General features: G+C 47.0%; 14 protein-coding genes and 1 tRNA gene. 7 read left to right on the forward strand and 8 right to left on the reverse strand.

Annotated features, from left to right (window positions below; all coding sequences use genetic code 11):
• Positions 1-103: 103 nt before the first annotated feature.
• Together BMZ56_RS23265 and BMZ56_RS23270 are read right to left on the reverse strand one after the other, a co-directional pair.
• On the reverse strand, positions 104-829 hold the full coding sequence (locus tag BMZ56_RS23265; protein ID WP_090631654.1) for a DUF4397 domain-containing protein: 726 nt from the start codon (positions 827-829) through the stop codon (positions 104-106).
• 16 nt (positions 830-845) lie between these two features.
• Positions 846-1,565: a DUF4397 domain-containing protein gene (locus BMZ56_RS23270; RefSeq protein WP_090631656.1), complete on the reverse strand. Its 720-nt coding sequence runs from the start codon at positions 1,563-1,565 to the stop codon at positions 846-848.
• Positions 1,566-1,760: 195 nt separating this feature from the next.
• Between BMZ56_RS23270 and BMZ56_RS23275 the strand changes: the two genes are divergently transcribed.
• From BMZ56_RS23275 to BMZ56_RS25725, 6 genes are all read left to right on the forward strand, one after another.
• Positions 1,761-3,068 carry a spondin domain-containing protein gene (locus BMZ56_RS23275; protein WP_090631823.1) on the forward strand — a complete coding sequence of 436 codons (1,308 nt, stop codon included), beginning with the start codon at positions 1,761-1,763 and terminating at the stop codon, positions 3,066-3,068.
• Positions 3,069-3,079: 11 nt separating this feature from the next.
• Positions 3,080-3,694 carry a peroxiredoxin-like family protein gene (locus BMZ56_RS23280; protein ID WP_090631659.1) on the forward strand — a complete coding sequence of 205 codons (615 nt, stop codon included), beginning with the start codon at positions 3,080-3,082 and terminating at the stop codon, positions 3,692-3,694.
• Positions 3,695-3,772: 78 nt separating this feature from the next.
• The gene (locus tag BMZ56_RS23285; RefSeq protein ID WP_090631662.1) at positions 3,773-4,624 is read left to right on the forward strand and encodes a helix-turn-helix domain-containing protein; all 852 of its coding nucleotides are present in this window, start codon (positions 3,773-3,775) and stop codon (positions 4,622-4,624) included.
• 152 nt (positions 4,625-4,776) lie between these two features.
• Positions 4,777-5,109 carry an ArsR/SmtB family transcription factor gene (locus BMZ56_RS23290; RefSeq protein WP_143073006.1) on the forward strand — a complete coding sequence of 111 codons (333 nt, stop codon included), beginning with the start codon at positions 4,777-4,779 and terminating at the stop codon, positions 5,107-5,109.
• Positions 5,110-5,128: 19 nt separating this feature from the next.
• Positions 5,129-6,043: an SRPBCC domain-containing protein gene (locus tag BMZ56_RS26030; protein WP_090631666.1), complete on the forward strand. Its 915-nt coding sequence runs from the start codon at positions 5,129-5,131 to the stop codon at positions 6,041-6,043.
• A gap of 130 nt (positions 6,044-6,173) precedes the next feature.
• A complete protein-coding gene (locus BMZ56_RS25725; RefSeq protein ID WP_177195282.1) occupies positions 6,174-6,341 on the forward strand; it encodes a FeoB-associated Cys-rich membrane protein in 168 nt (55 codons plus the stop codon).
• Between the two features lie 3 nt (positions 6,342-6,344).
• Here BMZ56_RS25725 and BMZ56_RS23300 read toward each other — a convergent pair whose 3' ends face one another.
• The 6 genes from BMZ56_RS23300 to BMZ56_RS23330 all read right to left on the reverse strand — a co-directional run bounded on the left by BMZ56_RS23300 (position 6,345) and on the right by BMZ56_RS23330 (position 11,913).
• Entirely contained in the window at positions 6,345-8,720 is a 2,376-nt protein-coding gene (locus BMZ56_RS23300) for an ABC transporter permease (protein ID WP_218146651.1), read from the reverse strand.
• A gap of 262 nt (positions 8,721-8,982) precedes the next feature.
• Positions 8,983-9,192, reverse strand: coding sequence for a DUF1456 family protein (locus BMZ56_RS23305; protein WP_245893376.1), 210 nt, complete (start codon positions 9,190-9,192; stop codon positions 8,983-8,985).
• Positions 9,193-9,396: 204 nt separating this feature from the next.
• Positions 9,397-10,377, reverse strand: a complete 981-nt coding sequence (locus BMZ56_RS23310; protein WP_090631673.1) for an alpha/beta hydrolase — start codon at positions 10,375-10,377, stop codon at positions 9,397-9,399.
• Positions 10,378-10,487: 110 nt separating this feature from the next.
• The gene (locus BMZ56_RS23315) at positions 10,488-10,709 is read right to left on the reverse strand and encodes a helix-turn-helix domain-containing protein (RefSeq protein ID WP_090631676.1); all 222 of its coding nucleotides are present in this window, start codon (positions 10,707-10,709) and stop codon (positions 10,488-10,490) included.
• 3 nt (positions 10,710-10,712) lie between these two features.
• Positions 10,713-11,192, reverse strand: a complete 480-nt coding sequence (locus BMZ56_RS23320) for a DUF2975 domain-containing protein (protein ID WP_090631678.1) — start codon at positions 11,190-11,192, stop codon at positions 10,713-10,715.
• A gap of 644 nt (positions 11,193-11,836) precedes the next feature.
• Positions 11,837-11,913 (reverse strand) — tRNA-Pro (locus BMZ56_RS23330).
• Between the two features lie 70 nt (positions 11,914-11,983).
• Here BMZ56_RS23330 and BMZ56_RS23335 point away from each other — a divergent pair.
• Positions 11,984-13,021: a phosphotriesterase family protein gene (locus tag BMZ56_RS23335; RefSeq protein WP_090631683.1), complete on the forward strand. Its 1,038-nt coding sequence runs from the start codon at positions 11,984-11,986 to the stop codon at positions 13,019-13,021.
• The last annotated feature ends 54 nt before the right edge of the window (positions 13,022-13,075 follow it).

Raw genomic sequence — 13,075 nt, forward strand, 5'->3', positions numbered from 1 at the left:
GTCGTAGTATTTTGTAACCGTGGAGTGGGTTCCGCTTATGGTTCCTGTCCAACTGCAAAAAGCAAGGCTGAAAAGAGTGACATAAAGCAAACAGCAATGCGCGCTAATTAATCCCCCGATGACGCACGATGCCGATGTAATACGGAGCCGACTCTCCGCCATCGCCCGCGAGAAATAGGGTCAGGTAGTCGCCGGGATCCAACGCAACACCGGTACGCCGGGCCAATTGTTCACCATCTTCGTCCTGAATGGTCAGCACATGCGTTCCCGTATGGGCAGTCGGGATAAATTCCTCGGCATGTTTACCGGTCTCCGGTGTTTCCTTGGTCCGGTTACGGAAGGCCTCAATCGGCTCGGCTTCCGCGATGTGCAGCGTTACGCGCTGGGACGTTTCAGCCAGGTTAAAAAAGCGTACGCCGGCAATGGCCGCCGGATCTTCCGTACCCTCAGGCACATGATCTTCGGTCACGAAATGTAGCGGAGCAGTTTCCGTACCAAAAAGGAATGAGGTATAATACCTGTTTTCTTCCAGCGTAAACGTAGTATCTACCAACTGGGCCAGTTCATTGGATGAAATAATTTCCAGCTTGCAATCCACACAGCTGGGCACCGCATAAAAATCAATACCTCGATATTGCAGACCTTGGTTCAATGGTTGAAACCCGCGCCCCATGTCTAATCGATGTTGCACTGCTCGTGCTTCTAGGAACGAGTTAACCACCGCGAATCCCGACCGTACTTCCGGTTCAGGCTCCTCGTCTTTTATGCAACCAGCCAACAAAACAGCCCCTAAAAACAAGGCTGAGAACGCTTTTCTATTTCTTTTCATACTAGGTTGTAGTTACTTAATTAACCCATTGCGGCACTACCCCGACGTAAAAGGTATTTGGGTCCCGTTCGTCGCCGGTGAGGAAAATACTGATATAGCTACCCGCAGACAAATCAACCCTACTCTCCCGTGTAGCCACTGTTTCACCATCTTCATCCACGACACTCACGATATACGTACCGGTAGCCACGGGTATAAAGTCTTCCCCGGCTTTGCCTGTTTGGGGTGTTTCAAGGGGCCGGTTGCGGAAAGCCGCCACGGGTTCCATTTCGCCGATGTGCAGGGTTACGCGGCGGTCGGTATTTGCCAGGTTATAGAACCTCACTGCGGCAATAGCCGCCGGATCATCCACATCCTCGGGAATCCGATCTTCGGTGATGAAGTGACGCGGGTCGTCATGTGTACCGTATACAATGGATGAATAATATACGCTATCCTGCACCGTAAACGTAGTGTCCACCAGTCTATTATCTTCATACGTCGAATAGATTTCCAGTCGGCGATTCTCCCCGGGAAAAATGTAAATAGGCCATTGACTAAAGGTCCGGTAACCAAGCGGATTCAAACCTTCTATCGTATTGCGGCCTACGTAGTAAAACGCTGCATCGGCTTCGATAAACGTATTGATAAACGTCGTACCACCGACCCGCTCAGGCTCCGGATCATTTCCCCGTAAACAACTGCCAAGCAGCACAACGCTGGCTACAAAGGCAACGATTAAACTCAACTTTTTCATATCCTGTTAACGTGTAGAGCCGGGTAAATGCTACAACCATTTTATAGTCGATTTGTTTTCAATAATTACAGAATTCTTTCATTTATAAAAGGTTGCCATAGCATCGGGAAATATCGTCAATCAATCGGGAAATGCAGGTACTCGGCCAAACGGACCGTCATACTACCTTTGCTTCAACGATTAATTGAAATGATTATGAAGAAGCATACAAAACTTGTATGGTTGTCGTTGGCCGTTATGCCGCTTTGGTTTTCGGCTTGTAAAGACGATGAGAAAATGATGGATCCCACTACGAGCGAGATGACCCTCACGGTAGAAAACGTCTTGGATTCAAAACCGCTCGTTCAATCGGGGGCATTCAAAAACGAGGGTGCTACTCCGGTAGTGATGCCTGGTGAGACCATCTCCTTCCAATTCTATGCAGCCAAAGGGCAAGCCGTTACGTTTGCTACGATGTATGGCTTGTCCAATGACCTGTTCTTTGCTCCGGAGAATCCAGGGATCATGTTATATGATGAAGAAGGTATGCCCATCGAGGGTGATGTTTCCGAACACATTAAGCTTTGGGATAATGGTACCCGGATCAACGAGGCGCCCGGTCCAGATCTTGTGCATCCGGGCATGGCTGAATCCGAACCCAAAGGCGTGATGGAGGTAAACGGCATGGACGCGCAGGGTAACAGTTATGCCGCCGCGTCTTCGCTGATGCAGGTTTCATTAACCTACGATGGAAACTCCAGGTTCACCCTGACCATCAAAAACACATCGGGCAACACCCCAAACGAAACACCATTCAGTCCGGGCGTTTGGGCTGTCTCTTATATCGCCGGTGGCAACCTATTGAATCCGGCCCCCATTTACGAAAGGGGTAAACCATCCGAACATGGGTTGACCGATCTGGCAGAAATGGGCGATAACAGTGAACTGGGTGATTACCTCGCCGACCGGACCGGCATTTTCACGCCACTGTCGCCAATTCTGGTCGTGATATACAACGGCATTGAAAATCCGATCTACAAAACCGGCGAAAAGGATCGTGGCGAGGGCCTGAAAGAACTGGCCCAGATGGGCGATGCCAGCAAGCTTGCCGCCTATCTCGAAACCATCGATGGCGTGAAGGAGGTATATGTGCTGGCTGCGGAAAACACCACGGTGCTCCTGCCGAAAATCGGCGACCAGCCAGGCAGTACGGTATCGCAGCTATTGAAAGTAGCTAAAGGCGACCGGTTGGCCATTGCCACCATGTATGGATTGTCCAACGACTGGTTTTTTGCCTCCAAAACTAGTGGTGTGGATGCCACCCAAAAGGGTGATCTATCGGCTTCTATCGGGCTATTTGACAATGGAACAGCGGTCGACCAATTTCCCGGTGCCGGGGTAACCCAGGCGAACCTTGAAGGAACTCCCTTGGAGGAAAGCAAAACAATTGAAGCGGTTCCTAACCCCAATGCGTTCACAATGTTGCCCGGTATTTCGGAAATTATTAACGTCACCCTGCACTGAAATCAAATACGATGAATTATAAATGCATATTGCTGGGATTGTTTTTGCTGCCCGTCTTCGGACGGGCGCAAAACCATTCCGTGCCGGAAAAACCAGAAGACATCAGTCCGCTGCTTATCGGTGAAAGCATACCGATGATCAGCCTAAAAGATGCCATGGGGCACCCTTTTTCACTTACCGATCAAGCTGCGGATACCCCTACCATCCTCGTATTTTACAGAGGGGGATGGTGCCCGTTCTGTACAAAACAACTTGCCGGTCTTCAGGAAATATTACCCGACTTGAAAGCAATGGGCTACCAATTATGGGCCGTAAGTACAGACGCGCCCGAAGGGCTTACGGCATCCGCGGCTAAACAGAACCTGGATTACTTGCTGCTTTCTGACGCCGATTTAACCGCAGCAAAACTCTTTGGGATTGCATTCAAAGCCCCAGTGAATTACCGCGACTTGCTACCTAAAACAAGCGGTGGGATGAATAAAGAATTGCTATTGCCCGTTCCTTCGGTCTTCATCATTGACAAAAGAGGAGTGATACGTTTTGAATACATCAATCCAGATTTTAAGCAACGGTTGGATTCCGGTTTGCTGATGGCTGTTGCCCGGCAGCTTCAAACCGAGTTGTAGCATTTTGATTCCGGAGGCGTATCGCTATCTTTGAAATGCGAAAATTGCTTTGAGACATATACATGCGATGAACGGCTTATGGTTAGAGAATTTATTGAAAAGGCTACGCTGGGGCGGTTTGTTATGCATAAAGGCGATAGCCATTTTATTGGCGGTGGTATGCATAACCCGGAAGCAGAGCCTATCAATACCTTTGTGTACAATAAAGGAGGCGATCAACAGGTAACCATTGACGAAATAACCTATACCATGCCTCCGGCAAGTATCCTTCCACTGGTATCCAACCAACATTTTACGTTTGAACGACCCGAAGCATTGGTCGCCTGGCAATTCAACCGGGCATTTTATTGCATTGTAGACCACGATGCTGAAGTAGGATGCGTAGGCTTCCTGTTCTATGGCATTCAACACCCGATGTTTATCGGCCTTACCCCCGACGACGTGTCCGATATGAACGATCTGGAAAAGGTAATTTCGGACGAATTGACCGTACACGACAATTTCCAGGGAGAAATGCTCCGCACGTTATTAAAGCGGGTGATCATTAAGATCACCCGTAAGGCCAAAAAGCAGTGTGAAAGCTACCAACTGTTTCCTGACGAGAAGATGGATCTTGTACGTCAGTTTGCCTTACTTGTCGAAACCAATTTCAGGCAAGCGCATGAAGTACGGTTCTATGCCAGCGCGCTGAACAAATCCCCTAAAACGTTAAGTAACGTATTTGCCTTACTAAAACAACCGAATCCGTCAGAGATTATACGCAACCGTATCATGGTGGAGGCTAAACGCTATCTCCATTATTCCAATAAATCGGCAAAAGAAATCGCCTATGAACTGGGCTTTGAAAGCCCTTCGCATTTCAACCGCTTCTTCAAACAGCACACCGGCCAGCCTCCGATCATGTTTAAAGACGCTGTTAATCAACCGTAGGTTGCTTTACCAATTCTCCAAAAACCCATCCAATTCTGCCTCTTTGCTCTTCTTCAATAAAACGCTTGAAATGCAGGAAATCTTTTTCCCGATAAAAAAATTTGCGCAAGTAAATACTTGCATTTATATTTGCAAGCAAATACTTGCGAATCATGGAAGCCCGGAGAGATGTTTTTCAAGCCATAGCAGACCCCACACGGAGGGCGATTATCGGTATGATTGCCAAACAGCCAACAAATGTCAATACCATCGCCGATCGATTCGACGTTAGTCGTCAAGCGATTTCGTTACATTTAAAGATTCTTGCCGAATGCGGTTTGTTGTCGATGAAGCAACAGGGGCGTGAACGCATCTGCGAGGCCAGGCTGGAAAAACTCCACGAAGTGAACGAGTGGGTGACCCAATATAAGCAATTCTGGACACAGAAACTGGATGCGCTGGAAAATTACCTGAACAATCTGGACAACGACGACGTTACTATATGACACCATAAATGTAGAAATCATGAACACTTCATTAGGACAAGTAAAGGAAAATGACGACGCTAACGTCGTCGTTGAACGGGTACTCAACCACCCGGTTGAAAAGGTTTGGAAAGCCATCACCAACAAAACCCAACTGAAGCAGTGGTATTTTGACTTGGACGATTTCAAACCTGAGGTCGGTTTCCGGTTTTCCTTTCCCGGCCAGGGACACAAGGGTGCGCAGTACACGCATCTATGCACGATCACCGAGGTGGTTCCCTTACAGAAATTGCAGTACAGCTGGCAATACGAGGGTCATCCCGGATATTCCGTGGTGACCTTCGAGCTGACCGAAATCGGAAATAAAACCAAGCTGAAACTCACCCATCAGGGGCTGGAGACCTTCCCGCAGGATAATGCCGATTTTGCATGGAAGAGCTTCCGCGGAGGCTGGAATGAAATCATCGGAAAGATGCTGCCTGATTTTCTGGCGGAAACGGCCAAATTGCCGACCGTGGAATGCCAGATGATGATCAGGAAACCCGTGGCAACAGTTTTCCAAGCCTTCATAGATCCCGCCATCACCACCAAATTCTGGTTTACCAAATCAAGTGGAAAACTGGAGGTAGGAAAGCCCGTCACCTGGGAGTGGGAAATGTACCAGGTTTCCAGCGAGGTGCAGGTAAAAGAAATCGTACCCAATCAAAAAATATCCATCGAATGGGACAATACGCCTGTGACAACAGTTGACTTTGAGTTCAAGGCACTAACCGATGACACCACCTACGTGGTGATCAAAAATTATGGTTTCAACCAAACCGGTGATGACCTGATCCAAGCAATCAAGGACAACACCGGCGGATTCACGACCGTATTGGATGGACTGAAAGCTTGGCTGGAATTCGGCATCGAACTTAACTTGGTGCGCGATAAATTTCCCAACGCTCACGCATAAGTACAAACGTATCTTCCCGGGGATTTATCCCGGGTCCATCAGGGCAATAGGGATCAAAACTTAATCAAATGATAATATTGGATATTTCGATGATATCCGTAACTTTAAAAAGCCCTAACAAAAGGAGGCAATGGATATGAACTATCTGTGGATCGTGTTGGCTGTCGTGGCTGCGATCATCTTAATCGGATGGTTGATCAGGCGTAACATACGGGATCGAAAGAAATTCGAGCGTGACTTCCTGCAATCAGACATCCAGTCGGAAAAACATAAAGATCAGGAAAACGACGGCGTTTAAGTCCTATTCCGTTCTCAAACTCTTTACCGGGTTTGCGATGGCTGCTTTGATGGTCTGGAAACTTATCGTTGCCAGCGCAATCAGTAAGGCAACCAGCCCTCCGGCAACAAATAACCACCCACTGACGTGGATGCGGTAGGCATAATCTTGTAACCATTGATGCATGTAATACCACGCAATCGGTGTGGCAATCACAAAGGCAATTGCAATGAGTATGATAAATTCTTTCGAAAACAAATAGACGATATTGCCTGCCGTAGCGCCAAGTACTTTACGAATACCCACTTCCTTTATTTTCTGCACGGCCATGAATGAGGCTAACCCGTACAATCCCAGACAGCTAAGGAATATCGAAATGCCTGCAAAAATTTTATACAACTGCGCCAACTGATTTTCCTGCTTATAAAAAGCGGCAATTTTTTCATCCAGGAACCTGTATTCATAAACAAAATTGGGAAACGTTCCCTCCCATATCTCTTTTACCGATCGCAGCGTAGACGCTAGGTTTGCCGTTGTCAGTTTGATTCCCGCCTGGTTATACATCGTAACGTTGGTGGTAATAAGCAACGGTGCAAGCTCATGTCGAAAGGATCTGTCCTTAAAATCTTTGAGCACGCCAACCACCTTACATTTTATCCGATCGTCCCACATGCTTATTTCCTTGTTCAATATATCTTCCGGGTTTTTAAGTCCTAAACTTTTCACGAGCGATTCGTTCACCAAAAATTCCCTCGTCATATTGGACGGTTGCAAATTTCTTCCGGCTATCAGTTGCAATTGATAAGCCGGCAGGTATTCGTTGTCGGCAAATTTGGTAATCGCTTTAAAATCGGTTTCTTTTATTGCTCGGTTAAACCTGAATGTGCTCCACATATCGCCACCATCTTCAGCCGGCGTATTGGAACTGAAGCTTACAGCCTGCACACCGTTTACCGACAACAACTGTTCCTTTAAATAATCCAACCGGCTCAGGCGAAGGCTGTCTGTACGAAACGGGACATTGATAATGGCCTCTTTATCGAAGCCTAATGGCTGACTCATAAAGTAATCCATTTGCTTTACAATGATGAGCGTTCCGATGATAAGCACCTGTGCAATGATAAATTGAAACACCACCAGTCCTCTTCTTAATGAAATTCCCTTTGCGGCGCTTACATTGAGTTTACTCTTTAACGCGTTTATTGGATTGAAACGCGATAAAACGATAGAAGGATAAAAACCGGCGAGGACGGTCACAACAAGGGTTACCGTCAAAAGGAATAAACCAATGGCGGGATTGTTCAGTATGTTGAATGAAAGCGAAATTTCCAACAATTGATTGACAGAACGCAAGGCAAACAGGGTCATTATTGCTGCGAGTATCACGCTGCTTGCAACGATCAAAAATGTTTCCATTACGAATTGGATCTGCAATTGAAATTTGTTGCTTCCCAACACTTTCCGTACGCCAATCTCCTTTGCACGATTAACGGCTTGTGCAGTGGAAAGGTTAATAAAGTTTACACACGCAATTAACAGGATGAATGCGGCAATCAGCCACAGTACGTTGAGCCGATCCTGACTGATTGTTTTGTTGCTGTAATTGCCAGCCTGTGTGTCATAATGTACCGCACTTAGGGGCTGTATAAGATGACTATCGTTCTTGTCGGGAGATTTCACCTGTTCTGCGTACGCGTTTAATTGTTGATTAAACTTATCAACCGAGCTATTCGGCGGAAGTAAAACATAACAGCCAAAACCGGATGTTGTTCCCTCCCAATCGGTTGATGTTGCCATCAAACTTCCGGTAAATCCGGTTCCGTATCCAACCACAAGTTTTAACTGAAAGTCCGTATTGGGGGGTACGGTTGCCAGCACGCCCGAAACTTTCAATGTTTCAGTACCATGTTCAAAAATGTAGCCACCCGCTTCCAGCCTAATGGTTTTGCCCATCGCTGTTTTCCAGTCGCCGAAATACTTTTCAGCAATCTCTTTGGTAACCAATACATTGTTCGGATCTTTTAAGGATTCATACGAACCTGCAAGCAACGGAAAATCAAATAGGCTAAAAAATGAAGGCTCCGTAAAAAATACGCCATGATCTTCTTTAAATGTCCTTGTCGTTGTTCCGTTATCGTCCGTGATGAGCAATTGGTCATTGTGGCTGGCAAAGATCGGAGCCACCTGTTCCAATTGCGGAAAGGCTGTCTTCAAACCTGCAGGAATCGGAAAAGGAACATCTTTCCCATAGGAAACAGTTGCTGTTTCTTCCTGATGATGTTCAGTCAGTACCCGGTAGATGCGATCTTTCTTTACGTGAAAATTATCAAAGCTGGTTTGAAATTGTATGATGATGAAAATCGTCATGCAAACGGCAATACCAACTGCTAAACCCGCCATGTTTATAACGGTATAATTCCTGTTACGCATCAAACTTCTAAGTGCGGTTTTGAAATAGTTTTTAAACATAGCGATGTGTATGAGCTTTCAACGGTACAATTGAAATGCCACCACGATATTCAACTGATTATAAATTGGTTATCAATACACAAAGTAATTGAAGTGCCCGATTTTGATACAGTAGTGTTCGCTTTCGTACATGCGTTCTAAGTTTGGATCGTAGTGGGCACGCCCGCTTCATCACAAACCTTTGGTAAAAAAATCAACGGCGCGGTCTAGGGCCTCGTTTATAAATAATCAATCCGTTTAGAAAATTACGGAGTAGCTGGTCGCCGCAAGGCTTGAAATTGGGATGATCCTCTTTGCGGAATATAGCACCCAATTCGGTTTTCGTCACCCTAAAATCCACTAGGGCCAACACTTCAATGATGTCATCGTCGGTGAATTTTAAAGCCACCCGGAGCTTTTTCATAATATCATTGTTGCTCATGGTAAAAATGCGGTTACCTGGATACCTCTATTTTGATTTTCTTCCCTTTAATCTTTTCGTTTCCGACCTGTTTGATTACGGGTGCTTGCTTTAACATCTAAGTGGATGGATTTGGCATCAAATATAGTGAAAACCCTTCATTCGATGAGCGCGATAAAAGGGACGTACGAGAAATAGAAGAATCGCTTACGGAAATAATGCTTTTCGCAATGCCAAAGCACTTTGTTCGATTGCAAGTTTCACCGCTTCGATATCGTTCAGCGGATTCAACAAGCCATAGTCGTGGATAAAGCCGTTGTACGTTTGAATAGTTGTCGGCACGCCTGCCTCATCCAATTTGCGGGCATACGCCAATCCCTCGTCGAAAAGGATATCGTTTTCGGCCAGCTGCACTAAAGCCGGCGGCAGTCCCTTCATTTTTTCCAACGATGCCTGCAACGGCGAAGCATAGTATTCTTTTCTCTTTTCGGTATCCGGCAAATAATGATTCCACATCCACTTCATCATATTGGCCGTTAAAAACCGTCCATCGGCATATTTCTGCCAGGATTCACGGGTGAAATCAGCGTCGGTAACCGGCCATAACAGCAATTGGAACTTTATATCCGGACCGCCTTTGTCTTTCGCCATCAAGCACGTTACAGCAGTCATATTCCCGCCTACACTATTGCCCGCAATGGCTAAGTTAGAACCATCAACCCCTATTTCCGCACCATTTTCAGCCACCCATTTTGTAGCTGCATAAATTTCATTGACGGCAACCGGATAACGCGCTTCAGGCGATGGTGTATAATCTACAAAAACCGCCGCCGCTCCACTGTTTACAACCAAATCTCTCACCAATCTTTTATGGGTCGGGTAATCTCCCAAAACCCAACCACCGCCGTGAATGAACATAAAAACAGGCAGCTGCCCGTCTTTTACACGTTCAGGTTTTACGATGTGAATGTTTACTGTAAGGTCACCTTGCGTGATTTCTCTTTCTGTTTCGGTAACGCCCGAAGTATCCACATCCACTGATTTCTGGGCATCCACAAGAACCTGCCTTGCTTCTTCAGGAGCCATCTCCTCCATCGGCTTTCCACCGCTGTGGTTGAGCCCGTTCAGAAATTCTCTTATCGCTACCAGAACTTGTGGGTCCTTCTCGCCCGGAGTTGATTGTGCCATAATTAAAATTTTCAATGATTAATCGATTTTTCCGCCATTTGTACGTTCCTCTCCTAACAACAGATGCGGAAGGCGTTTGTTCGATGAGCCAGCAAATATAGGCACGACCGTTAAGCATCACTTATTTCGTCATCTACGTATTCCAAAATATCACCGGGTTGGCAGTCTAACGCTTTACAAATTGCCGCTAAGGTGCTAAAACGGATTGCTTTCGCCTTTCCTGTCTTTAAAATAGAAAGGTTGGATAATGTCAAATCAACTTTTTCTGAAAGTTCATTCAGGGAAATTTTCCGCTTGGCCATCATCACGTCTAAGTTTACTATAATCGGCATCGCTTAAATTGTTAGGTCATTTTCAGATTTCATATCTACGGCATTTTGCAATAGCTTCTCAAATACTGCTGCTGCAGTTGCCACTACGACCGACACAAACGTAGTCACGATACACATGGCAAGAAAACCCGCAGGGTCGTCTTCTTTACTATGGAACACCTTTATGTAAAGCCCTGCCATCACAATGGCAATACTTAGTACGACTGCGCAATATTTTATACGCTTTAAAGCCTTTACAGCGTCCGGGGAAAACACCTTATTCTGTCCGATGTAGCCAAGCAATCTGAACGTCTGGTAGAGGGCAACAAAAAAAGCGATCGATGCTGCGTATCCATACAAGATGAACGGGTCCATGTAAATGCTAACCAAGTCTAAGTTCACGGCCCTTCCCTCCGTTTGGGGAAACCAGATCAAAATGGCAAGTGCCACCGCGCCGATCAGCACGATGACTGCCTGGAGAAATACAATTGAAACACTTTTCATAATTTTATAAAATCAATTATCCCCACAAAAATAATAAATAATTATTGATAAACAATAAATTTTTATTGTTTTAAACCGCATAAACTTATGAACGGCATCGTGCGCTGGATTGCCTAGCCAGCTAGCCATCGCCAACATGATCGGCTATGACGGAGCCATTATCATAAGCGGCAGCGAAAGAAAGCGATGATCAAATCATACCGCTTTTTGGCTAACTTTACCTAATTATAAAATCCGTCGTTATGAAAATATTAGCCTTACTTTCCATCATCCTATTGGTATCCTGTGGACGGGCCCACCGCGCATGCAAAGAAAAGAGGCTGCCTCCTGTTTGGTGGAGCTATCAGATAGATACACTGGTTCACCCATTATTTTTTCAACATCAGCTTGGGTAAATAGTTGTTCGAGATTTACGGCCGTGGTGTCCGTCTCTGACCTGATTCGCATGTGTGTTTCGGGCTGTTCGTTGACAAGCGTTTTAGGGCCACTAGGTGTTTGAGAACAGGCAGCTATTGTCGTTAGCAGCAGACTGAATAAAGCAAAAAGAAGTAGTTGTGTTCCGTGTTTTAAAGGGGAGTGCTCAAGCAAGCTTGGCACCCCCCTTTAAAATAAAATGCCCCTGCTTTTGCAGGGGCATCTTTGGCTGGTCGGGGTGGCGGGATTCGAACCCACGGCCTCTTCGTCCCGAACGAAGCGCGCTACCGGGCTGCGCTACACCCCGATGAATCCGGCAACGTGGGTGCAAAAATATTATTTCTCTTTGAAAAAGCGAAGACTTAGATTTGTAAAAAATGAAACGACGTGCTTTCATCCAAAACGGGCTCTTGGCCACTATACCATTGGCGGGTATTACCCCACCTCAGTGGCTTCTAGCCTCTCCCGCTCAGGTCATGACCGTAAACGGACCTGTGCCGGTGGGGAAACTCGGCACCGTGTTGCCGCACGAACATTTACTGGTTGATTTCGTTGGCGCCGACCAAGTGAGTCCAACGCGCTATGAACAAGACGAGGTGTTCGACACGCTACTGCCCTACCTGCGGGAAGCTCGGCGCCAAGGCGCACAGACTTTCGTGGATTGCACGCCCGAATGGCTCGGCCGCGATGTTCGGCTGCTGCAACGGTTGTCCGACGCATCCGGCATGCACATCGTTACCAATACCGGATACTACGGCGCTGCCGGCGAAAAATACCTGCCGCCTCACGCGTATACGGAAACCGCCGAGCAACTCGCCCAGCGGTGGATTACTGAATGGCGGAACGGCATTGACAACACGGGGATTAAGCCAGGCTTTATCAAAACGGGAGTAGACCGCCATCCGCTGTCGGCGGTACAGCAGAAACTGATACGGGCCGCTGCGCTTACCCATCTCGAAACGGGGTTAACCATCTTTGTACATACCGGCGACGGACGGGCGGCTCTCGAAGAGCTGGCCATTATCACGGACACTGGGGCGGCACCTAATGCTTGGGTATGGACGCATGCGCAGAATGAACCGGATCGAACACAGCATCTACAAGCTGCCAAAGCCGGAGGCTGGGTGGCTTTTGATGGCCTGTACGCGCAACTGGTAGACCGTTATGTAGCGTTCCTGCAAGACCTGAAGGCGCGGCACCTGCTACACCGCGCCCTCATCTCACACGATGCGGGATGGTATGAAGTCGGCAAACCAAACGGCGGCCACATTCGCCCGTATGTCTCCCTCTTCCAAGACTTCATTCCGGCGCTCAAAAAGGCTGGGTTTACTCTGGATGAGCAGCGTCAACTACTCGAGACCAACCCCGCCGAAGCACTGGCTGTCCGAATCAGGAAAACGCACACTTCAACTTAAGTTATTCCATGATCTGCCAGTACTAGCAGTGTCTATGGCTCACGCAATTCATGT

It is taken from the genome of Parapedobacter indicus (assembly GCF_900113765.1).
Taxonomy (GTDB): domain Bacteria; phylum Bacteroidota; class Bacteroidia; order Sphingobacteriales; family Sphingobacteriaceae; genus Parapedobacter; species Parapedobacter indicus.